This is a genomic window from Thermomonospora echinospora (assembly GCF_900108175.1).
GTDB classification, from domain to species: Bacteria; Actinomycetota; Actinomycetes; order Streptosporangiales; family Streptosporangiaceae; genus Thermomonospora; species Thermomonospora echinospora.
Map to the genome: position 1 here is coordinate 170,746 of NZ_FNVO01000014.1, position 22,319 is coordinate 193,064.

General features: G+C 70.8%; 19 protein-coding genes and 1 pseudogene. 14 read left to right on the forward strand and 6 right to left on the reverse strand.

The features are described from left to right. The first annotated feature begins 17 nt into the window (after nucleotides 1-17). From C4U03_RS27350 to C4U03_RS27375, 5 genes and pseudogenes are all read left to right on the forward strand, one after another. Entirely contained in the window at nucleotides 18-989 is a 972-nt protein-coding gene (locus tag C4U03_RS27350; protein ID WP_235018186.1) for an NAD-dependent epimerase/dehydratase family protein, read from the forward strand. A 580-nt stretch (nucleotides 990-1,569) separates the two neighbouring features. Next, a complete protein-coding gene (locus C4U03_RS27355; protein WP_200827506.1) occupies nucleotides 1,570-2,502 on the forward strand; it encodes an aminoglycoside phosphotransferase family protein in 933 nt (310 codons plus the stop codon). Nucleotides 2,503-2,771: 269 nt separating this feature from the next. Then, nucleotides 2,772-3,590, forward strand: a complete 819-nt coding sequence (locus tag C4U03_RS27365) for an NAD-dependent epimerase/dehydratase family protein (RefSeq protein ID WP_103941532.1) — start codon at nucleotides 2,772-2,774, stop codon at nucleotides 3,588-3,590. A 379-nt stretch (nucleotides 3,591-3,969) separates the two neighbouring features. Next, nucleotides 3,970-4,209 (forward strand): annotated as a pseudogene (locus C4U03_RS43045) (serine kinase); the annotation flags it as partial. Between the two features lie 107 nt (nucleotides 4,210-4,316). Beyond that, complete coding sequence (locus C4U03_RS27375) at nucleotides 4,317-4,667, forward strand: hypothetical protein (protein WP_103941534.1); 351 nt, start codon at nucleotides 4,317-4,319, stop codon at nucleotides 4,665-4,667. Nucleotides 4,668-4,676: 9 nt separating this feature from the next. On the opposite strand, the gene vph is transcribed toward C4U03_RS27375, so the two are convergent. The 3 genes from vph to C4U03_RS27390 form a co-directional block, all read right to left on the reverse strand. Then, nucleotides 4,677-5,534 (reverse strand): viomycin phosphotransferase, encoded by an 858-nt coding sequence (vph, locus tag C4U03_RS27380; protein WP_103941582.1) that lies wholly within the window; start codon nucleotides 5,532-5,534, stop codon nucleotides 4,677-4,679. Nucleotides 5,535-5,744: 210 nt separating this feature from the next. Beyond that, nucleotides 5,745-6,128, reverse strand: a complete 384-nt coding sequence (locus C4U03_RS27385) for a VOC family protein (protein WP_103941536.1) — start codon at nucleotides 6,126-6,128, stop codon at nucleotides 5,745-5,747. A 130-nt stretch (nucleotides 6,129-6,258) separates the two neighbouring features. After that, nucleotides 6,259-6,843: a class I SAM-dependent methyltransferase gene (locus C4U03_RS27390; RefSeq protein WP_103941538.1), complete on the reverse strand. Its 585-nt coding sequence runs from the start codon at nucleotides 6,841-6,843 to the stop codon at nucleotides 6,259-6,261. Between the two features lie 26 nt (nucleotides 6,844-6,869). Between C4U03_RS27390 and C4U03_RS27395 the strand changes: the two genes are divergently transcribed. From C4U03_RS27395 to C4U03_RS27420, 6 genes are all read left to right on the forward strand, one after another. Then, a complete protein-coding gene (locus tag C4U03_RS27395) occupies nucleotides 6,870-7,706 on the forward strand; it encodes an AraC family transcriptional regulator (protein ID WP_103941540.1) in 837 nt (278 codons plus the stop codon). 398 nt (nucleotides 7,707-8,104) lie between these two features. After that, nucleotides 8,105-9,538 carry a rifampin monooxygenase gene (rox, locus tag C4U03_RS27400; protein WP_103941542.1) on the forward strand — a complete coding sequence of 478 codons (1,434 nt, stop codon included), beginning with the start codon at nucleotides 8,105-8,107 and terminating at the stop codon, nucleotides 9,536-9,538. Between the two features lie 166 nt (nucleotides 9,539-9,704). After that, complete coding sequence (locus tag C4U03_RS27405; RefSeq protein WP_103941544.1) at nucleotides 9,705-10,145, forward strand: helix-turn-helix transcriptional regulator; 441 nt, start codon at nucleotides 9,705-9,707, stop codon at nucleotides 10,143-10,145. Between the two features lie 14 nt (nucleotides 10,146-10,159). Then, entirely contained in the window at nucleotides 10,160-10,570 is a 411-nt protein-coding gene (locus tag C4U03_RS27410) for a VOC family protein (protein WP_103941584.1), read from the forward strand. A gap of 328 nt (nucleotides 10,571-10,898) precedes the next feature. Then, nucleotides 10,899-13,283, forward strand: coding sequence for an ATP-binding cassette domain-containing protein (locus C4U03_RS27415; protein WP_103941586.1), 2,385 nt, complete (start codon nucleotides 10,899-10,901; stop codon nucleotides 13,281-13,283). Nucleotides 13,284-13,717: 434 nt separating this feature from the next. Beyond that, on the forward strand, nucleotides 13,718-14,170 hold the full coding sequence (locus C4U03_RS27420; protein WP_103941546.1) for an iron chaperone: 453 nt from the start codon (nucleotides 13,718-13,720) through the stop codon (nucleotides 14,168-14,170). 103 nt (nucleotides 14,171-14,273) lie between these two features. On the opposite strand, the gene C4U03_RS27425 is transcribed toward C4U03_RS27420, so the two are convergent. Next, a complete protein-coding gene (locus C4U03_RS27425; protein ID WP_103941548.1) occupies nucleotides 14,274-17,072 on the reverse strand; it encodes an ATP-binding protein in 2,799 nt (932 codons plus the stop codon). Nucleotides 17,073-17,207: 135 nt separating this feature from the next. Between C4U03_RS27425 and C4U03_RS27430 the strand changes: the two genes are divergently transcribed. Further along, nucleotides 17,208-17,717 (forward strand): pyridoxamine 5'-phosphate oxidase family protein, encoded by a 510-nt coding sequence (locus tag C4U03_RS27430; protein WP_103941550.1) that lies wholly within the window; start codon nucleotides 17,208-17,210, stop codon nucleotides 17,715-17,717. Nucleotides 17,718-17,801: 84 nt separating this feature from the next. On the opposite strand, the gene C4U03_RS27435 is transcribed toward C4U03_RS27430, so the two are convergent. Continuing rightward, nucleotides 17,802-19,133, reverse strand: a complete 1,332-nt coding sequence (locus C4U03_RS27435; RefSeq protein ID WP_103941552.1) for an MFS transporter — start codon at nucleotides 19,131-19,133, stop codon at nucleotides 17,802-17,804. A gap of 758 nt (nucleotides 19,134-19,891) precedes the next feature. On the opposite strand from C4U03_RS27435, the gene C4U03_RS27440 reads away from it, so the two are divergent. Then, entirely contained in the window at nucleotides 19,892-20,398 is a 507-nt protein-coding gene (locus tag C4U03_RS27440) for a hypothetical protein (RefSeq protein ID WP_146087550.1), read from the forward strand. Continuing rightward, nucleotides 20,395-21,570 carry a zinc-dependent alcohol dehydrogenase gene (locus tag C4U03_RS27445; protein WP_103941556.1) on the forward strand — a complete coding sequence of 392 codons (1,176 nt, stop codon included), beginning with the start codon at nucleotides 20,395-20,397 and terminating at the stop codon, nucleotides 21,568-21,570. Before C4U03_RS27440 ends, C4U03_RS27445 begins: the two co-directional genes overlap by 4 nt. A gap of 155 nt (nucleotides 21,571-21,725) precedes the next feature. Here C4U03_RS27445 and C4U03_RS27450 read toward each other — a convergent pair. Next, nucleotides 21,726-22,319: TCP-1/cpn60 chaperonin family protein (locus C4U03_RS27450; RefSeq protein WP_327373759.1), on the reverse strand; the 594-nt coding region annotated here is incomplete at its 5' end.

Genomic DNA, 22,319 nt, shown 5'->3' on the forward strand with positions numbered 1-22,319 from the left:
CAGGCCGTCCGGTTCAAGTGACGAACCCGAACCGGACGGCAAGGGAGCCGACGATGAGAGTACTGGTGGCAGGAGCGACCGGAGCGATGGGCAAGGAACTGGTGCCGCGCCTGGTCGACGCGGGACACGAGGTGTTCGCCATGGTCCGCAGCGAATCCGGCAAGGCCAGGGCATCGCAACTGGGCGCGGTACCGGTCATCGCCGATGCGCTCGATCGCGCCCAAGTCGAGGCGGCCGTGCGCCAGGCGGCCCCGGAGGTGATCGTTAACCAGCTGACCGCCATCGGGCACATCGACACCCGCCATTTCGAACGCAGCTTCGCCGCCACCGACCGGCTGCGGATCGAGGGCACCGACAACCTGCTCGCGGCCGCACGCGCCACAGGAGTACGACGGTTCGTCGCCCAGAGCAACGGCGCGTTCACCTACGCCCGGACCGGTGGACCGGTCAAGACCGAACGAGACTCCCTGGATCACTCACCGGTCCGCCCGATGGCCTCGATGATCGCCGCGATCGAGCACTTGGAGCAGGCCGTGCTGGGTGCGGCTTGGACCGAAGGGATCGTGTTGCGCTACGGCGCGTTCTACGGACCCGGCACCTCCATGGCGCCAGGCTCCGAGCAGTTCGAGATGATCCGCAAACGCAGGTTCCCGGTCGTCGGCGACGGCGGCGGGGTGTGGTCGTTCATCCACATCGCCGACGCCGCCGAGGCCACGGTCGCAGCGGTGGAGAATGGCGGCCGCGGTGTCTACAACATTGTCGATGACGACCCCGCCCCGGTCGCCGAATGGCTGCCGGAACTGGCGGCGATGCTGGGCGCCAAGAAACCGATGCGCGTACCGCGGTTCATCGGACGGCTGGCCGCCGGACCGGCCGGCGTCGTGCTCATGACCGAACTGCGCGGCGCATCCAACGCCAAGGCCAAGCGCGAACTGGGCTGGCACCCGACACACCCCACCTGGCGCCAAGGCCTCCAGGTGGTGACGTGACTCGCTGAGCGTCGTTCTTCCTGCCTCGGTAGGTGTGCGGGAAGCCGAACGCCTGTCGAAGGGCAACCATCCGGCAAGGATGGCTGCCCTTCGACCGTGCCCGTCAGCAGTTGGCGGCCGATCTGCACGGCGGTGCTCAGAGGAATACCGCACTTTCCGAATAAGTGCTGTTCCCCAGTAGAACAGCACGCCGGCGCCCGGATACGGTCCAGCCGAACGGTGTGGCGGGACATGCGGCCCAGCAGGCCGTAGGTGGCGCGGGTGTTGGTGCGCCACAGCCGTGTCGGCCAGGTCGGCGATCCGGGGAGAGAGCTGGTAGCCGCAAATTGCGAACAGGCCGAACACGATATCGGGTCGTTTCCCGACGCGTTCCAGCTACGGGACCACCTGTGCGGCATGCCTACCGATAAGCATGGCGGAGCCTGACACCCCGCCGACGATCCATCTGACCAGGACCCACGCATGATCGCGTTTGGGTAGGCTTCGGGTATGCGTTGACCCCTGCCCGGAAGCCGGGCACCGCCCCTGTCTCCTTCGTGACACGCGATCGAATCCGGAGCCCGCGAAGGAGACATCCACCATGCACCCGTCGATCCGTATCGACGTCCCCGAGGCGCTGGCCGCCTCGCACAGCAAGTACGGCGGTGCGTCCGGCCGGGCCTGGATCGCCGCACTGCCCAGGTTGGCCGCCGACTTCCTGAACCGCTGGACACTGCGGTTGGACGGTCCGGGAAGACACGGTATGGCATCGCTCGTGCTCCCGGTGACCCGTGCGGACGGCACGCCCGCCGCGCTCAAGCTCCAGCCGGTCAGTGAGGAGCACGCCACCGAACCGATCGGCCTGCGTGCCTGGGACGGCGACGGAGCCGTACGCCTGCTCGACCACGATCCGGACACCGGCACCATGCTTCTGGAGCGCCTGGACGCGACCCGGCCGCTGTCGTCGGTGACTGACGACACCACTGCAATGCGGATCCTGGCCGAGTTGCTGGTGCGCCTGGTCGCGGTACCCGCGCCAGAGGGCCTGCGCCGCCTGGCCGACATCGCCGCCGCCATGCTCGACCAGGTGCCGCACGCCGTGGCCGCGCTGGGAGACCCGGCCGATCGACGACTGGTACGGACCTGCGCGTCCGCCGTGGCCGAACTGATCGGCGAACCCGGCGACCGCCTGCTGCACTGGGACCTGCACTACGACAACATCCTCGCCGGACGGCGAGAACCCTGGCTGGCCATCGACCCCAAACCACTCGCCGGCGACCCCGGCTTCGACCTGTGGCCGGCACTGGACAGCCGGTGGGAGGAGCTCGTGGCGACCGGTGACGTGACCCGCGCACTCCTCCGCCGCTTCGACCTACTGACCGAAGCCCTCGGCCTGGACCGGCAACGGGCGGCCGGCTGGACGCTCGGCCGCGTGCTGCAGAACGCGTTGTGGGACATCGAAGACGGCGAGACCGCGCTGGAACCCGCCCAGGTCACCGTCGCAACCACCCTTCTGCGCCATCGGGCGCGCTGATCCAGCGGACCTATGAGGAGGCTGTGATGCCTTTCGTCGACACGCCGCTGACCGCCCCCATGCGGCGCGCGGCTTCTGGCGCGGCTGCACCGTGCGCGGCAACGGCCCAGGCCTACTGCTCGCTCACGGCGCCGGCGGCGGCATCGACGCCAACTACGGCCCCATCATGGACACCCTGGCTGCACAGCACACCGAGACGACGGGGGAGGGGTGGCGCCTGGACGGCTGATTTGCAACAGTGGAACACTGTTTCCCTTAGGAGGTCATGCGTGCACCATGTGATCATCGGCTGCGGGAACGTGGGCATGGAGCTCGCCCGGCGCTGGACCGCTGCGGGCCACCGGGTGACCGGGACCACGACCACCGGCGCCCGCGTGCCGGAGCTGAAAGAGGTCTGTTCCAGCGTCGTGGTGCTACGCGGCAGTGACCGGGCCGCGGTGGAGCGGACCGTACGCGGGGCCGACGCCGTCGTCCTCACCGTGAGCCCGCGCATCACCCGTTCGTTCGACGCCGCGCAGCGGGTCGAGGAGTACGCGGACACGCTCGTCGCCAGCGCCCGCACGGCCGCTTCGGCCCATCCCCGGGTGGTCTTCACCAGCTCGACCTCGGTCTACGGCGCCGGCAACGGACCCGAGGTCGACGAGTCGTCGCCCACCACCGACGACCCGGACGCCTCCCCCCAAAGCTTCATCGCCGCCGAGCGGGCGGTCCTGGCCACACAGCGCGGAGCGGTGGTGCGCATCCCCGACGTGTACGGCCACCCGCGCGACATCGACTATCCCGCCCGGGTACGCTTCGCCCACGAGCAGCTCGGCGGCAGTGTCCCCTTCTCGGCGGAGGCGCTCCTGTACCGGATCGACTACCGGGACGCGGCGGCGGCGCTCGACTTCGTGGTGAGCCGAGAGCTCACCGGGATCTTCAACGCGGTACCCGACACGTCCGTACCTCCGGCGAACGCGGAGGCCTTCCACGCCGTTTGCCGTGCCGAAGGGCTGCCGGATCTGCGATTCCGAGGCGAGATCAAGACGCCGGTCGTTCCCGTGACGTCGGCGAGGCTGCGCGGTGCCGGATTTCGTTTCGAGCGCTGACGGCCACGAGCGCTGAAAGAGCATTGCGCCGTGCACGTCCGGTGGCCGCACGACCGTGCCACGCGGGGTCGTCCTGGCTGCGGCGGCGGTGACTTGAGCGGAGGTTCGCTCGCCAGGTCTGACGTGGCAGCCGAGGCCGGCTGGGCGCAGGTGGCGGCTCTTGGCTTGGAGCCGAACACGGCCTGGCCCAGAGCCTCCACCTGGCCGCCGCCTCGACCGTCTGCCTGTATGCCTCGGCCACCGCCCAGGGCCGCCGACCGGCGTACCGCGGGCGGCTCAGTGTCCCGGTGCCGGGGCCGATCGAGGTCGGTCTAGCGGCGCTCTCGCCGTAACGCGCCACCAGCGGCGCGACGCCAGCGCGGCCAGCCCGGCACCGGCGGTGTATCGGGTCGATGACCTTGTCGTACGCGTCGGTCTCGCGAGACGTACGAGCGCCGAGGCCAAGTGGTGTCACTCGATCGCCGTCCATGCCGCCTCCGCCTTGGCGGAGGCGGTGGCCCCGTTGCGCGTACGCGGCGGAGCCACGGTCATCCGGGTGGACGGCCGGCCCGTGTCGGTGCGGCCCTATGTCGAGGGCGAATGGCCCGAGGCGGATCAGCCGCAGGTGCGGACGCAAGGGGCGCGGCTTCTGGCGGGGCTGCACCGTGCGCTGGCTTCCCCACCGGCCGCCGCCGCGCCCGGTGGCCTCGTTCGTGGAGACCGGCCTGTACGGGGAGCCACCGCACGATGTTCCCGCGCTGGCCGATCCGAGCCTGGACCGCTGGCTGGCGGACTTTCATCGTCGCAACCCCGGCCGTCCTGGACTGGGACGAGGTCATCGTCGGAGCGCCTGAAATGGAGGTGGCGTCCGCCGCGCTCGAATGGGCCGATGAGTACGGCGACAGTCCCGCCCAGCGTCGCTGCTTCGTCGCCGATTATCACGAGGCCGGCGGGACCGCGGGTGAGGTGGACGAGGAGACGGTCGTCCAGCTGATCAGGTACCGCCTGCGCCGTGAGGCGGCGTATTTCGAGCATGACGAGGACGATCTCGAATACCACGAACGCCGCGTGAAAGCCTTTTTCACCCTCAGGCCGTAACGAGCCCGTTCAGCGGTAGCCGGCCAGACCGTCCGCCAACTCCTCCTCGTCGCCGTCCCGGTGCGCGGCGAGGGCCTGCTGCAGGGCGAACGTTCCGCCGATCGCGGCGATGCGGGTCCTCGTCTCATGATCCGCCCAGCCGCCCAGAATGAGTACGCGCCTCAACAGGCCCTCGCCGTAGCCGGCGCCGATGGCCGCGAGGTCCTCGGCGGGGTCACCGAGCGTGACTTCGTCCCAGTCGATCACCCCGCTCAGGCGTGGCAGCCCATCGGCGCTCTCCCAGAGGACGTTCTCGGCACCGAGGTCACCATGCACCACTGCCGCGGTGAGGTGAGGAAGATTCTCGAGTGCGGCGAGCTCCCGTTCGGCTCGCCGGCGCCCGTCGGCGGACATCAGCCCGAACAGCTCGGCGCGGACATCCGTCGCGAACCGCCGCCACCGATCTTCCGGCGCCGGCAGTGCCGCGCGTACCCTGTCGTCCGCGCCGGCCCTGGCCAGACCGGTCAGCAGACCGACGTACTGGCCCGCGACCGCATCGGCCACCTGGGGATCATCGAGTACGTCGGCCGTCAACGGCGTTCCGGGAACACGGCTCAGCATCAGGAACGAAGGCTCACCGACGCCGTCCACGCCGCCTTCCACCAGTGGCTCCGGAGTACGGAAACCGAGGTCGAACCCGGCGAGGGAACGCAGAACGGCCGCTCGCCGCGGCAGCCGGGCCGCCGCAGCCTCGGTACGAGGCAGACACACGACACGGCCCGAGCCGATCACCACCAGATGGAACTGCCCCTCGTGGACGGTGACATCCTCAGGTTCGACGTCCGGCAGCAGCCGGCTCAACAGGGCCCGATGCGTCCGAAGCACCATCTCCAAGAAGCGAACACTCCTCTTCCACCACCGTTTCCCATAAGCAGCGCGGCATATGCACATGCCTTCACGGCCTGCAATGCGCTCACTGGCTAGAACGCTTGACGATCTCAGATAATCGTCGCGGCGGCAGCACCTTCACGATCCGTCAGGCCAGCCGCGCGGCGGCCACTTCGACGGCCGAGCGGCCCGGCGCCGGGCTGCACGTGGTCAGAGGGGCTGGAACCGGGTGTGCAGGAGGCAGAATTCGTTGCCTTCCGGGTCGGCCAGGACGTGCCAGTTCTCGGTGCCGGTCTGGCCGACGTCGGCGGGCTTGGCGCCGAGAGCGAGCAGCCGCTCCAGCTCGGCGTCCTGGTCGCGGTCGGTGGCGTTGACGTCAAAGTGCAGCCGGAGTTTCCCGGGCCGCGGGTCGCTGCTGGGGCTGAGGACGAGGGTGGGCTGCGGGCCGCCGAAGCCGGTGTCGGGCGGCCCGATCTCGATGCTCCCATCGTCTTCCCGGTCGAGTTCGACGTAGCCGAGGACCTCGCTCCAGAATGCGGCGAGCCGTTCGGGGTCGGCACAGTCGATGACCAGCTCACTGATGCGGCATGCCATGCCCGGCAGTGTACGTGGACGACCCGAGAGTTGATCATCGGCCGCGCCCTGGACGCCCGGCCTTGGCAGAGGCCGGCGTCCGAACCGTCCAGGCGCTGCGCGCCGACATCGCCCAGGCTGTCCACGGCCGTCAGCCGCGGGGTTTCCTGGCGGTGAAGCGGAACAGGTAACCGCCTGTTCTGGACACGGTGGGTTCGGAGAATCCGGCCGCGCGGAGCCGTCCGGGCAGGGTGTCCGGGTCGACGGGAACGTAGGTGTCGTCGAGGTGACCGCGACGGATGAGGTCGCTGTCGACGGAGTCGATGCCCAGCAGGGTCGCGCCGGGCCGCAGCACCTCGTACAGCCGGGCGAACAGGCGGTCCTGCGCGTCGGGCGACGGCATGTGGTGCAGCATGGAAAAGCAGGTCGCCGCGGAGAAGCGGCCGGGTTCCAGCGGGACGTCGAGGGCGTCGCCGTGGATCACCTCGGCGGAGCCGTCGCCGAGCCGGGTGCGCAGCCTCCCGGCGAGGACGGGATCGATCTCGACGGCGGTGACCTTCCCGGCCGACGCGGCCGTCAGCTCCAGGAGCAGGTCGGTGGTGAGCCCGGGGCCAGGGCCGATCTCCAGGACGTCGTCGCCGAGGTCGGCCGCCTGGCGCAACCAGGGCAGCACCTCGGTGCGGAGGGCCTCCGCCCAGGCCGGACTGGACAGGTAAGTCAGATGCGACTGGTTCATGCCTTCATTGCTACAGTCGAGCGACCATGACCGGCTTTGCACAACCGGCCGCATCACCGCCCCCAGCGGCCAATGCCCGCCTGGTGACGCTGCGGGGCCGGTCCGGGGTGGCCGCCGGGTCCTACCGGTACGAGGGCGACGCCGTGGACCTGTCCTGGCACCGGCACGACCTGCACCAGCTTGAGTACGCCTTCGAGGGAATCGTGGAGGTCGAGACCGCGGTGGCGCGCTACCGCCTGCCCTCTCGACAGGCGGTGTGGATCCCGGCCGGGCTGGCGCACAAGAGCGGCTTCGTGAAGGCCAGAACGGTGTCGGTGTTCTTCGACCCCGTCCTGGTGCGCGACACGGCCGGCCGGGCCCGGGTACTTCCGGTGGAGCCAGTGTTCCGGGAGATGATCATCTATGCGGCGCGCTGGCCGATCGGACGGCCCGCCAGTGACCAGGCCGCCGACTCCTACTTCGAGGCCCTGGCCCATCTGGTCGTCGAGGCGCTGGACCAGGAACGGCCCTTCTACCTGCCGACCAGCACCGACCCGCTCGTCACCGCGGCCATGCGCTACACCGACGCCCACCTGGACGAGGTATCGCTCACCGACGTCTGCCGCGCCATCGCCGTCTCCGAACGTACTCTCCGCCGCCGCTTCCATACGGCGACCGGTATGGCCTGGCGACAGTACCTCCTGCACAGCAGGCTGTTGCACGCCATGACCCTGCTGAGCCACGGTGACCGCACCGTCCTCGGCGTCGCGACGGCCGTGGGATTCGACAGCGCCAGCGCCTTCAGCCGCGCCTTCCAGGCTTACACCGGACAGACCCCGACCGCTTTTCGCCAGGAGAGGCGCCGCCCTCCCCGGCTGGACTGAAGCCCCGGCCGTATCCAGGCGGAACAACGGTTTCCGTCGAACCGGCCGGTGAGCCGCTCGGCAAGGCGCGGTCTCCAAGGAAGCCGCAAGGGGAGCTTGCCCGTCCACAGCGAACGAAAAAGGCAAGGAGTCACGCACTCCTTGCCACTCTCAATTTATAGCGCACCCGGGGGCTTGCGGCAAGACCCGGGTCGTGCTGCAGAATCGTCGGCCGAAGCCAGAACCTGCGGAAATCAAGGGTCCGCGAAGTACGCGTGCTCTTGCCGACGTATGGGTCTCGTGGGACGTCGAACCGCCGGGGGACCGGCCGAGCACTCGGCGCGGAGGCACGGGTGTGTGCGCCGCCGGACTACGCGGTGCGGCTGACCGAAACGCAACTTCAATGAGTGGGGGGTTTCATGTTCGACGTGATCGTGGTCGGCGGCGGACCGACCGGCCTGATGCTGGCCGGCGAGTTGCGGCTGCACGGCGTGCACGTGCTCGTGCTGGAAAAGGACGCGGAGCCGACCAAAATCGTCCGCTCGCTCGGCCTGCACGTGCGCAGCATCGAGGTGATGGACCAGCGCGGTCTGCTGGAGCGGTTCCTGGCGCACGGCCAAAAGTACGTGCTCGGTGGTTACTTCGCCGGTATCAACAAGCCGTGGCCTGGCCGGCTGGACACCGCGCATTCGTACATCCTCGGCATTCCGCAGACCGTCACCGATCGCCTGCTGGCCGAGCGCGCCGCCGAGGTCGGCGCCGAGATCCGGCGCGGCTGCGAGCTGGTCGGGCTGAGCCAGGACGAGGATGGGGTGACCGCCGAATTGGCCGACGGCACGCGGCTGCGCGCGCGCTACCTCGTCGGCTGCGACGGCGGCCGCAGCACGGTGCGCAAGCTGCTCGGTGTCGGCTTCCCCGGCGAGCCCGCCGAGAACGAGTGGTTGCTGGGCGAGATGGAGGTGGCCGAGGATCCGGCGACGGTCGCCGCCGTCGTCGCGGAAGTCCGCAAGACCCATCGTGGGTTCGGCGCCGGGCCCATCGGGGACGGGGTGTACCGCGTCGTCGTGCCCGCCGCGGGGGTGGCCGAGGACCGCACGGTCCCGCCGACCCTGGAGGAGATCAAGCAGCGGCTGCGGGTGTTCGCCGGCACCGACTTCGGCGTGCACTCGCCGCGCTGGCTGTCGCGGTTCGGCGACGCCACCCGGCAGGCCGAGCGCTACCGGGTCGGCCGGGTGCTGCTGGCCGGCGACGCGGTGCACATCCACCCGCCGATGGGCGGGCAGGGGCTCAACCTCGGTATCCAGGACGCGTTCAACCTCGGCTGGAAGCTGGCCGCCGAGGTCGGCGGCTGGGCACCGGAGGGGCTGCTGGACAGCTACCACACCGAACGGCACCCGGTGGCCGCCGACGTGCTGAACAACACCCGCGCGCAGTCCGAGCTGATGTCCCTCGAACCGGGCCCGCAGGCAGTGCGCCGGCTGATCTCGGAACTGATGGACTTCGAGGAGGTGAACCGGTACCTGATCGAGAAGATCACCGCGATCGGGGTCCGCTACGACTTCGGCGAGGGCCACGACCTGCTCGGCCGGCGGCTACGGGATGTGACGCTGAAGCAGGGCCGCCTCTATGAGCTGATGCACGGCGGCCGCGGGCTGTTGCTCGACCAGACCGGCCGGCTCTCGGTGGCGGGCTGGGCGGATCGGGTCGACCACGTCGTCGATGCCAGCGAGGAACTGGACGTACCCGCAGTGCTGCTGCGGCCGGACGGCCACGTGGTGTGGGTCGGCGAAGACCAGCAGGATCTGCTCGACCGGCTGCCCGAATGGTTCGGCGCCGCCGTCAGCTCCGGATGAGACAGGCCAGGACAGCCGGCCGCGCCCGTGCCTCCTCCACCGGGTGAACCCGGCCTCCACCTGCGGGAACTCCCGCAGGTGGAGGCCGTCCGGATCGCCTCCCGACGCTCGGACGGCGTCGCCCGCCGCGCCGCGAGCCGAGGTCAGGTGGGCGTACGATCCTTCTGTGACCAGCAGACCTGTCTCGGCGCAGCGTCTGAGCGACCTCGCGCGGCTGCGCCGTGTCCGCGACCGGATCGACCGGGAGTACGCGCAGCCGTTGAACGTCGAGGCGCTCGCTCGTGGCGTGAACATGTCGGCCGGCCATCTCAGCCGTGAGTTCCGGCTGGCCTACGGTGAGTCGCCGTACAGCTATCTGATGACGCGGCGCATCGAGCGCGCGATGGCGCTGCTGCGTCGCGGTGACCTCAGCGTCACCGAGGTCTGCTTCACGGTCGGCTGCTCCTCGCTGGGCACCTTCAGCACCCGCTTCACCGAACTGGTCGGCATGCCGCCCAGCGCCTACCGGCGCCGCGCGGCGAGCGCGACCGCGGGGATACCGTCGTGCGTGGCGAAACAGGTGACCAGACCGGTCAGGAATCGAGAAGCGCGGGTCGCCGAGCGGTAGCTAGCGTGATCGCCATGGACATCACCATTCACCACACCTTCCTGCCGCACAACGACCCGGACGCCTCCCTGGCCTTCTACCGCGACGCCCTCGGCTTCGAGGTCCGCAACGACGTCGGATACGACGGGATGCGCTGGATCACCGTCGGCCCCGCCGACCATCCCGGCACGTCCATCGTCCTGCACCCGCCGGCCGTCGACCCCGGCATCACCGACGACGAGCGCCGCACCATCGCCGAGATGATGGCCAAGGGCACCTACGCCAGCATCATCCTGGCCACCAAGGACCTCGACGGCGTCTTCGAGCGGCTGCAGGCCGGTGACGCCGAGGTCGTCCAGGAGCCGGCCGAGCAGCCGTACGGCGTTCGCGACTGCGCCTTCCGCGACCCCGCGGGCAACATGGTCCGCATCCAGGAACTGCGCTGAACCGTCCGGCGATCGAGGCCATGACCCGCACGGACGGCACCGTGAAGGAGCCCGCGCACGATGTCGGAGGTGGCCGCTACCTTTTGGCCGGGAGGGTGAGGCGTTGTCGGCGGCAGGCGGCCCGACCGGCAGGAACCCGGCGGCCACCCGGGTCGTTCGGCTGAGGCCGGGTCGCGCCGTCCCGGCCCGGCACCACCGATCAGGCGGGCGGCGGAACGTCGCCGCGACCGCGCTGATGCAGGAGGACCAGACGTACTGCCCGAAGATGGTCAGATCGAGCGGCGACCGCGCAGGCGGCACCGCCCAACAGAACGGAGACACGACGAGCATGGCCACGAGGGCGGACACGCAGTCGCCTGCGCTGCACATTGCCGACAGCCACGATCTGATCCGTGTGCACGGCGCGCGTGGGAACAACCTCAAGGACGTCAGCGTCGAGATCCCCAAGCGCCGGCTGACGGTGTTCACCGGAGTCTCCGGCTCGGGCAAGAGCTCGCTGGTGTTCGGCACGATCGCCGCGGAGTCGCAGCGGCTGATCAACGAGACCTACAGCGCCTTCGTACAGGGCTTCATGCCGACACTGGCGCGGCCCGAGGTCGACATCCTCGAAGGGCTGACGACCGCGATCATCGTCGACCAGGAGCGGATGGGCGCCAACCCGCGCTCCACGGTCGGCACCGTGACCGACGTCAACGCGATGCTGCGCATCCTGTTCAGCAGGCTCGGGCAGCCGCACATCGGCTCGCCCCAGGCGTTCTCCTTCAACGTCGCCTCGATCAGCGGGTCGGGTGCGGTCACCCTGGAGCGCGCCGGACAGAGCGTGAAGGAGCGTCGAGACTTCAGCATCACCGGCGGCATGTGCCCGCACTGTGAGGGCCGGGGCTCGGTCAACGACATCGACCTGACCCAGCTGTACGACGACAGCAAGTCGATCAACGAGGGTGCGATCACCATCCCCGGCTACAGCATGGACGGATGGTACGGCCGCATCTTCAACGGCTGCGGCTTCTTCGACCCCGACAAGCCGATCGGCAAGTTCACCGAGCGCGAGCTGTACGACCTGCTCCACAAGGAGCCGACCAAGATCAAGATCGACGGCATCAACCTGACCTACGAGGGCCTGATCCCCAAGCTCCAGAAGTCGATGCTCGCCAAGGACGTCGATGCGCTGCAGCCGCACATCCGCGCCTTCGTGGAGCGGGCGGTCACCTTCACCACCTGTCCCGAGTGCGACGGCACCAGGCTCAACGAGGTGGCCCGGTCCTCGAAGATCAGGGGGATCAGCATCGCCGACGCCTGCGCGATGCAGATCAGCGACCTGGCCGAGTGGATACGCGGCCTGGACGAACCGTCGGTGGCGCCGCTGCTGACCGCGCTGGGGGAGACCCTCGACTCGTTCGTCGAGATCGGGCTCGGCTACCTCTCGCTCGACCGGCCGTCCGGCACGCTCTCGGGCGGCGAGGCGCAGCGCACCAAGATGATCCGGCACCTGGGGTCCTCGCTGACCGATGTCACCTACGTCTTCGACGAGCCCACCATCGGCCTGCACCCCCATGACATCCAGCGGATGAACGACCTGCTGCTGCGGCTGCGCGACAAGGGCAACACGGTGCTCGTCGTGGAGCACAAGCCGGAGGCGATCGCGATCGCCGACCACGTCGTCGACCTGGGGCCGGGCGCCGGCAGCGCCGGTGGCGAGGTGGTCTTCGAGGGCACCGTCGACGGGCTGCGGGCCAGCAACACGCTGACCGGGCGACACCTGGACGACCGGGCCTCGGTGAAGCCGTCGGTGCGGACACCGTCGGGGGTGCTGGAGGTGCGCGGCGCCGGCACCCACAACCTGCAGGACGTCGACGTGGACATCCCGCTCGGCGTGCTGGTCGTGGTGACCGGCGTGGCCGGGTCGGGAAAGAGCTCACTGATCCACGGCTCGGTGTCCGGCCGGGACGGGGTGGTGTCGATCGACCAGGGCGCGATCCGCGGCTCGCGGCGGAGCAACCCGGCGACGTACACCGGGCTGCTCGACCCGATCCGCAAGGCCTTCGCGAAGGCCAACGGCGTGAAGCCCGCGCTGTTTAGCGCCAACTCCGAGGGGGCCTGCCCGACCTGTAACGGCGCCGGCGTGATCTACACCGACCTGGCGATGATGGCCGGCGTCGCCACCACCTGCGAGGAGTGTGAGGGGAAGCGGTTCCAGGCGTCGGTGCTGGAGTACCACTTCGGTGGCAAGGACATCAGCGAGGTGCTCACGATGTCCGTGGCCGAGGCCGAGGAGTTCTTCGGCGCCGGTGCGGCGCGTACCCCGGCCGCGCACAAGATCCTCGAACGGCTCGCCGCGGTCGGGCTCGGCTATCTCACCATCGGCCAGCCGCTCACCACACTGTCCGGTGGCGAGCGGCAGCGGCTCAAGCTGGCCACCCACATGGCCGAGAAGGGCGGCGTCTACGTCCTTGACGAGCCGACCACCGGCCTTCACCTCGCCGACGTCGAGCAACTGCTCGGCCTGCTCGACCGGCTCGTCGACTCCGGCAAGTCGGTCATCGTCATCGAGCACCACCAGGCGGTCATGGCGCACGCCGACTGGATCATCGACCTCGGCCCCGGCGCCGGCCACGACGGCGGCCGGATCGTCTTCGAGGGCACCCCCGCCGAGCTCGTCGCCGCCCGCTCCACCCTCACCGGGGAGCACCTCGCGGCCTACGTCGGCGCCTGACCGGTGCCCGCACCAGCACCAGGGCCACTCGGGTAAGCCTCGGTCAGGATGCGGGCGCATCGGGCCAGGCGGGTGAACGGTCCGACCAGGTGGCCGGCGGCGTCGGCGAACAGGAGCGGGGACCGGACGGTCTTCATGATCGCGGCCGTGCCGGTCCCTGTTCGCCGTTCAGGTGCGGCTGGTCGCGGACCCGCAGCCGCTCGTGCCGCAGCCGCCCGCCTAGGTCTTGGTCTCGGGCGTGGTGCCGCAGCCGGTGCCTTGTGACGCGCGGTGGGCCGCCCAGCCGAACGTGGCGACCGCTATCGCGACTAGGTGGTGGTTTCCGTGGTCAGCACGGAGGCGGCCCACACCCCCGCCGGGAGAGGCTGTGACCACGGAGATCAGCCCGGCAGGACACCCCGGGCCGATCGTGACCCACGACTGAAGGAGCGACCATGGCCGGCACCGGAAACAGCACGTACGAGGGATTCACCGCCGAGGAGCGGGCCGCAATGAAGGAGCACGCCCAAGAGCAGAAGAAGGCGGCGCGCCGCGGCTCGCGTGCGGACAAGGCGGCGGAGGCGGAGCGGGACGTGCTCGCGAAGATCGCCGAGATGCGGGACTCGGACCGCATCATGGCTGAGCGCGTCCATGCCGTCATCACGGCCAACGCCCCGGTCCTCGCGCCGAAGCTCTGGTACGGGATGCCCGCCTACGCGCTGAACGGCAAGGTCGTCTGCTTCTTCCAGAGCGCGGAGAAGTTCAAGGCGCGCTACGCGACGCTCGGGTTCAACGACCCGGCGAAGCTGGACGAGGGCGCGATGTGGGCGACCAGCTTCGCCCTGACCGAGGTGACGGCCGAGGTAGAGGCGCGGATCGCCGCGCTCGTGAAGCAGGCGGTGAGCTGAGGCGCGCCCGGTGAACGGCCGGGTGCGCCAAGCGAGCGGGGCCAGACCGGCTCCACCGACGCCCCGCCCGCGCTGCTCGCCGCAGCGGGCGCCCGTGGTGCGGCTACCGGACGGCCATGGGCGCGAGGCCGAGGTCGGCAAGCGCGGCCTCACCTGCGGCGGCATGCTCGCCCCCGGCGAGCACCAGCGTGCGCGCCGACTGGTAGCGGCAGCCGGCCGCTTCGAACGCCGCCGCGGCGGCGAGCTGCCGCGGCAGGTCGCCGTCGAGCAGCGCCTCCGCCCGGTCCACCTGGGCGGAGGCGACCGGGTTGCCGGCGACCACGGTCCGGGCTGCGTCGATCCGGTCCCGGGCGTCAGGGTGCCCGGCGAGCACCGCCGCCTCCGCCCTGAGCGCCGCGTACCAGTGAAGCCAGATCCACGACACCCACTTCCACACCTGGTCCGGCTCCGGCAGGACCCGCTCCAGCGCCGCGTTCGCGTCCCCGTGATGAAGCAGGACCATGGCGTCGAAGACCGCACCATAGCCCCAGCGGTGCTCCGGTGCGGTGCCCGCCTGGTCGACGACGGCGAGCCAGGTAGCCCGGGTGTCGTGGTCGCCGCGCAGGCCATGGATCATCGCGACCGACGCGGCGGCGGGGCCGAGAGAGAACGACCGCTGGCGGCCGCTGTGCTCCCACGCGTCGAGGAACCTCATGCTGCCTGTACGCACCTCGGCAACGTTGCCGATGAACGCGTCCGCGACTAGGAGCCAGGACGTGGCGTGGTGGCCCGCCTCGGCCAGCAGCGGGTGGTCGGCGAGCTGCCTGCCCCACTGGCGGGCCTCCGGCAGCTCACCCACGCCGAGGGCGGTCCCGGCGGCCATGGCGAGGGCGTCTACCAGCTCGTGCGTACTGGCAGGGGCAGGCGGTACGGAAGCCAGGAGATCGATGCGGCGGCGGGCCGCGGCCGCGGCGGCGAATCCCCCACCGGCCCAGCTCTGGGCGCCAGAGAGCGCGTCGAGGGCGGCGGACTCCGCCACCGGGTCGCCCGCGCGCCGGGCGAGCTCGACCGCCTGTTCGGCGCGCTCGACCGTCTCCTGCACGGTGTTGTCCGTGTTTCCCTGGACCGCGCCGAACGCGTCCGCGACCACCGCCGCCTCGGCCAGCGCGGCAGCCGCCTCGGCGGCCGGGGAGTCGCCGGACAGCTCTCGCGCCTCCGCGAGCATGGCGGCCACCTCGTCCGCGGGAGGAATCCGCGTGAACGAACTGGAGAAGCGGTACGCGACGGTGGCGGCGGCCGCCAGGTCGCGGCCGGCTCCGGCGGTGTCCCCGGCCCGGCGGGCGGCCTTTGCGGCGGCACGGTGCAGGCGGAACATGTCGTCGCCGAGCCTGCGGCACCCGGCCACTGCGGCGGCGTGCCGCAGTGCCACGGCACCGGCGGCGTCGTCGGCGTCGGCGAGCCGGGCCGCCTGCTCGAACCGCTGCTGGGCCTCGCCGAGCAGGTTGCGGGCAAAGGCCAGCTCGGCCATCGACAAGGCGAGCCGGTAGGCGTCCGCGCGCTGCTCCGGCTGGTCGGCGGCCCAGGCGAGGGCGGCCCGCATGTCCTCCGCCACAGCGTCGAACCGGCCGCGCCAGTCCACGCCTCCGGCTCCCCTGAGGGCGGCCCCACCGGCCAAGCACCAGCCCAGATGCCGAGATCGGACGTCCGTCGGCTCACCGGCGTCGGTGAGCCGTTCCATCCCGTACTGGCGGATGGTCTCCAGCACGTGGTACCGGGTGCCGGTCGCAGACGGCGTCACGGTGAGCAGGCTCTGCTCGGCAAGCCTGCCGAGCCCGTCGACGACCGCGGCCGGATCTAGCGGGGCGAACCCGGCGACCTCGGCGGCCGCCTCGGCGGTGAACGGCGCAACGAACACCGACACCCGGCGCAGCAGCGCCCGATCCTGCGGCTCCAGCAGGTCATGGCTCCAGTCCAGCACCGCCCGCACCGACCGGTGCCTGTCGTCGGCGCGGGGTCCGCCGGTGAGGATCCGCAACTGGTCGGAGAGGCCGGCCGTGAGGCCGTCCAGTCCGAGCGTGGACCACCGCGCCGCCGCCAGCTCGATCGCCAGCGCCATGCCGCCGAGCCGTTCGCAGACGGCCGCGACCCCCTCGCTCACCGCCGGACCCGGCGGCCGGCCGGCGGCCGCTGCCCGGTCCAGGAACAGGGCCACCGCCTCCGACTCGTCGCCGCCGGCCCACGACAGCGGCGGGACCGGGAAGACCCGCTCGAACGGCACCATCAGCCGGGCCCGGCTCGTCACGAGCACCCGCAACCGCGGACAGGCCGCCAGCAGCCGCTCCAAGAACGGCGCCACCCCGTCGCGCACCTGCTCGCAGTTGTCCAACACCAGCAGCGCCCGGCGATCCGCCAGCGCGGCCAACACTGCGTCGTCGATGCCGTGCCCGGGTTGCTCGCCCACACCCACGGCCGCCGCGACCGCCGCCCCCACCCGACCCGGCTCGGTGATCGGGACCAGGTCGACGAACCACACCCCGTCGGCGAACTCGTCGGCCACGTCCGCCGCCACCGCCAGCGCGAGGCGCGTCTTGCCCACCCCGCCTGGGCCGGCCACGGTCACCAGCCGGTGTGTCTTCACCGCCTCGGCCAGTTCCCCGCGCTCGCGCACCCGGCCAATGAACGCCGTCAGCGGTGCCGGCAGGGCTGGTGCCGAGCGCGACCGCTCGGCGCGGGCGAACTCGGCCGCGTGCCGGGCGAGCGCCCGCCGATCCGGCAGTTGCAGTTTCCGCAACAGCGAGGAGACGTGCGACTCGACGGTGCGTACGGAGATGACCAATCGTGCGGCGATCTCGGCGTTGCTGAGGTGCTCTCCGAGCAGCGCAAGCACTTCGGCTTCCCGAGCCGAGATCACTGGGCTGGACACCGACTCATTATCCGTGGTGGTTTCCGTGGTCGGCACGGAGGCGACCGGTACCCCGGCCGGGAGAGGCTGTGGCCACGGCGATCAGGCCAGGCAAGACACCCGGGCCGATCGTGACCCACGACTCCAGGAGCGACCATGACCGGCTCTTCCGCCCAGGGGATCAAGACGGTGCCGCATCCCGTGTCCGACCTGGCGAAGGCCGAAGCCCGCTCCCGCGTTCAGCGCCGTCACGACACCGAGCACCGGCTCGCCCATGACATTGATGTCTGGGTGGCCAGTGCTTCGGCAGACGGCGTGCCGTATCTGGTGCCGTTGTCCTTTGACTGGGATGGTGAGGCGTTGCTGGTGGCCACGCCGGCAGGCAGCCCGACCGGCAGGAACCTGGCGGCCACCCGGGTCGTTCGGCTGGGGCTGGGTCACACCCGTGACGTGTCCATGATCGACGGCGAGGTCGAGGTTCTGGAGATCGACGCGCTGCCGGGGGAGCGGGGCGATCGGTTCGCCGAACGCACCGGCTTCGACCCGCGTGCGTCGGCCACGCCGTATCGCTGGTTCCGCATCACCCCGCGTCGTATCCAGGCGTGGCGTGAGGAGAACGAGCTGTCCGGCCGCGAGCTGATGCGCGATGGCCGCTGGCTGGTCTAACGCCCCGGCCGGGGCGTTGTCTCGAGGGGAACGCGATGAGGCGAGCAGCGCCGCGGATGTCAGGCTGTTGTCCGCGGCCTGCCGTCACGGAGAGTGCAGGCGCTGTTTCTCGGTTCCGATGTCCTCGCCACCCGGCGCCTTCACGCCGGGGGTGGTTCGGTCCAGGGCCGCGGTCCACGGCAGGGATGCGACGGACAGCAGGAGGAGCGCCGCCCCGACGCCGAGCGCGATCCGGGGCGTGGTGAGCGTCGCGAGCAGGCCCCAGAGGAGGGTGCAGGCGGCGCGGGCCACGTTGTTGCTGATCGACCAGGCCGTGAGGACGCGGGCGAGCCGGTCGTGCCGTGTCCTTTCGATCCGGCACGTCGCGAAGACCGGATTGAAGAGGCTCGTGAAGAACACGGTGCCGGTGTGTATCGCCGTCACGGCCGCCAGGCCGAGCCATCCCGTTCCAACCAGAGGAAGCCAGGGCAGCCAGAGCACCCGCGCGACGCCCGCGCCGAGCAGCACGCGGCGTTCTCCCCTGCGCGCGAACCGGCGGCTGAGCCGCGCGCCGATGACGCCCGCAACGCAGGGCACGCCGACCGAGACGCCGTACTGGAACGGGCTGAAGTGCAGTTCCCGCAGCATCATCACAGCCAGGACCGGCGACATCGCGATGATGAGCGCACTCACGGACACGGTGTTCACGAACAGCAGGCGCAGCGTTCCGTCCGAGAAGACATGCCGCCAGCCCTCCCCGATCTCCCGCCACCGGCCCCCTCCGGTCGTTCTGGCGGGCGGTTCGGGCTCGGGCGTGCGGATCGCGCGGACGCCGACTGCCGACAGCAGATAGCTGGACGCGTCCACGATCACCGTCACGCATGGGCCCAGCGTCGACATGAGCAAGCCGCCCGCCGGAGGCCCCACGGCGGACGAGGTCCATAGGACGCTCTCGAACCGGCCGTTCGCCTCCGTAAGCCGATCCGGCACGACCAGCGCCCGCAGATGAGGCCCGGACGCCCCGAGGAAGGCGACCTGCCCCATCGCCACGAACACTGACACGACCACCAGATGCGTGTAGGTCAGCCCGTGCATCACGTAGGCCACCGGAATGGTCAGCAGGACGACGAAGCGTCCCACGTCCGCCGCGATCATCACGGGTCGCTTGCGTCTGAACTCGATCCAGGGGCCGAGCGGAAGCGCGAGCACCGCTCCCACCGCCCCGCCCAGCGCCGCCAGCAACGACACCTGCAGGGCGCTGCTGGACAGGACGAGCACCGCTATCAGGGCGAGGGCGTCGGTGGCGACCGCACTCCCGATCGCGCTGATCGCGTACGCCGCCCAGAGTCGTGTGAAATCCCGCCCAAGCCCCACAGCGTTCGCTGCCCTTTCCGGCCGAACAACGCCCCATTGTCGGACCCAAGGAAACAGAGGCATGGGAGCACCTCGCAAACAACGCCAGGTCGCTATGTCACAACCAGACGTTGTGTGACGACGGCCTGAGCCTCGGCCAGGCACTCCGGTGCGACATCGGAGATGCCCGGATGCCGCACGGGCCCGGCGGCGGGCGGGTACGGGCTGGAGCAGAAGCCGCCCGGACGGCCACGGCTCCGGCTGGGTTTCACGGGGCGGTAAAGATTTCCCGTGAAGGGACGAGTCCGACGTGACTGGTATGCCGGTGCGGGTAGGACACGGTGCGCCGGTCGCCTTCGAGCCGTCTGAGCATGGTTCACGGAGTCTGTCCGCCTTGCCGGGCCGACCTCCGTGCACCTCGACCGCCTCGGGCGCCGGGCCATGTCCATGACGCCCACGAACGGTCGGAACGCATGCAGGAACAGATGCAGGGGCGGCTCATGGCCGCCGAGCGGATGAGACGCGGCCGGGCCTCGGCGAAGGCGCCGGCCGGATTGCGGCATCGTGGCCGGGCCCTGCGAGGTGCCCCGTCCACCCCGCCGACGAACATCATCGAGGCCGTGCTCCCACAGGCCAGGGACGTGATCAGGCGGGTGAGGGAGGAGGACACCGGCCCGCTGGGACGCCTGTTGCGTAGCAGACCGGCGACGAGACGCCCGACCTCCATGAGGCGCCCGGTCTCCATGAGGCGCATGGAGCTCATGGGCCGTCAGGTGCTGGTGATCCGCATGGCGCGTCGCCGATCCGGCCCGGCCGGCATGCGGGGTCGTGCCTTATCGCCGATGCCGGGCCGTGTCCCACGCGGCCTGTCCGCGATCGGCCGGAGCCGTGCCACGCCCGTCGTCGGCGCGGCGCTGATGGCGGCCGGTATCGCGGTGTCCCGCCGGCTGATCGCCCGTTCCGGTGAGGCCGGGCGCCGGGACTTCGGGAACCGCTGGTCCATGGTGACGGTCAACTGTCCGCCCGAGCGGCTGGCCTCGCGGTCGGACCTGCCGGAGCCACTGGCGCGGCTGGGCGACGCGGTGGAGATCAGGGTCTCCCGGGCCCCCGGCGACCGCGGCACCGAGCTCGGCGCCCGGCTCCTGGAGGAGCGCCGGGGGAGGGGCGGCATGATGGCCCTCCTCGGCGGCGAGGACCCGCGCCGTGCGGTACGGCGGGCTCTGCGCGAGGCCAAGGCGCTGATCGAGGTCGGCGAGGTGATCAGGCGGGGCGAGGTGACGCCGGAGCGGCCGCCCAGGCCCGCCGAGAAGGTCATGGAGTTGGCCGGCCGACGAGGAGGACGGCAGTGAAGGCACTGTGCTGGGAGGGCGTCGACAAGCTGGACGTGCAGCGGGTCCCCGACCCGCAGATCGTCAACGACCAGGACGCCATCGTCAAGGTCACGTTGAGCACCACCTGCGGCTCGGACCTGCACCTGATCAACGGTTTCGTCCCCACCATGCGGCCCGGCGACGTGATGGGGCACGAGTTCATGGGGGAGATCGTGGAGGCCGGTCCGGGGGTGCGCCACCGCAGGGTCGGTGACCGCGTCGTGGTGTGCTCCTTCATCGGCTGCGGCCGCTGCTGGTACTGCACCCACGACCAGTGGTCGCTGTGCGACAACTCCAACCCCAACTGGGAGCTGGCCCAGGAGGTGTTCGGATTCGAGCTCGGCGGCGTCTACGCCTACTCGCACGCGCTGGGCGGCTTCAAGGGCAGCCACGCCGAGTACATCCGGGTGCCCTTCGCCGACTACGGCACCTTCCTGGTCCCCGACGACGTCGACGACCTGGACGCGCTGTTCGCCTCCGACGCCGCGCCGACCGGATGGATGGGCGCCGACCTCGGCGGTGTGCAGCCCGGCGACGTCGTGGCGGTCTGGGGCGCCGGCGGCGTCGGTCAGATGGCGGCGCGGGCCGCCGAGCTCCTCGGGGCCGAACAGGTCATCGTCATCGACCGGCTCCCCGAACGGCTGGCCATGACCGAACGGCACACCGGCGCCGAGACGATCGACTTCTCCACCACCGACGTCGACGCCGAGCTGCGGGAACGCACCGGCGGCCGCGGCCCGGACGTGTGCATCGAGGCGGTCGGGATGGAGGCCGTGGGCGGGAACGGACAGCACGCCGCCGAGAAGATCAGGCGGCGCCTGGGACGGCCCCAGGAGCGGCCGATCGCGCTGCGCCAGGCGATCCACGCATGCCGCAAGGGCGGGTCGGTGTTCATCCTCGGCGTCTTCGGCGGGTCGGTCGACCGGTTCCCGCTCGGCGCGGTGATGAACAAGGGCATGACCGTGCGCGGCGCCCAGCAGCACGGGCATCGCTACATTCCCATGCTGCTGGAGCGCATCGCCGCCGGCGAGCTCAGCACCAGCCATCTCGCGACGCACGAGTTCTCTTTGGAGGGGGCGCCCAAGGGCTATCAGATGTTCAAGAACAAGCAGGACGGGTGCGTGCGCGCGGTCTTCCGCCCACACGGCTGACCCGCGCTCACCGCACCGCCCACGTCTAGGTCATCCGCCCGGCGACGGCCGTCGCCGGGCGGTCCTCCGTTCGCCGGTGGAACGCGGCCGGCGTCAGGGGGGACGCCGGCGGGACTTCCCGTTCACCCGGCCGTCCGGGAGCGGCTCTCGCGGGCTCAGAAGTCCATGCCGGCGTCGCCGCCCGGCATCGCCGGGGCCTTGTCCTTCTCCGGCTTCTCAGCGATGACGGCCTCGGTGGTCAGGAACAGCGCCGCGATCGAGGAAGCGTTCTGCAGCGCCGAACGGGTCACCTTGGCCGGGTCCAGGATGCCGGTCTCGAACATGTTGACGTACTCGCCGGTGGCCGCGTTCAGCCCCTCGCCGGCGGGAAGGTTACGCACCTTCTCCACCACCACGCCGCCCTCCAGACCGGCGTTGACGGCGATCTGCTTGATCGGCTCCTCCAGCGCCCGCCGCACGATCCCGGCACCGGTGGCCTCGTCCCCGCTCAGCTCCAGCTTGTCGAAGGCCTTGGCCCCGGCCTGCAGCAGCGCCACGCCGCCACCGGGCACGATGCCCTCCTCCACCGCGGCCTTGGCGTTGCGGACGGCGTCCTCGATGCGGTGCTTGCGCTCCTTGAGCTCCACCTCGGTGGCCGCACCGGCCTTGATCACCGCGACCCCACCGGCCAGCTTGGCCAGCCGCTCCTGCAGCTTCTCCCGGTCGTAGTCCGAATCGGTGGCATCGATCTCGGTGCGGATCTGGTTCAC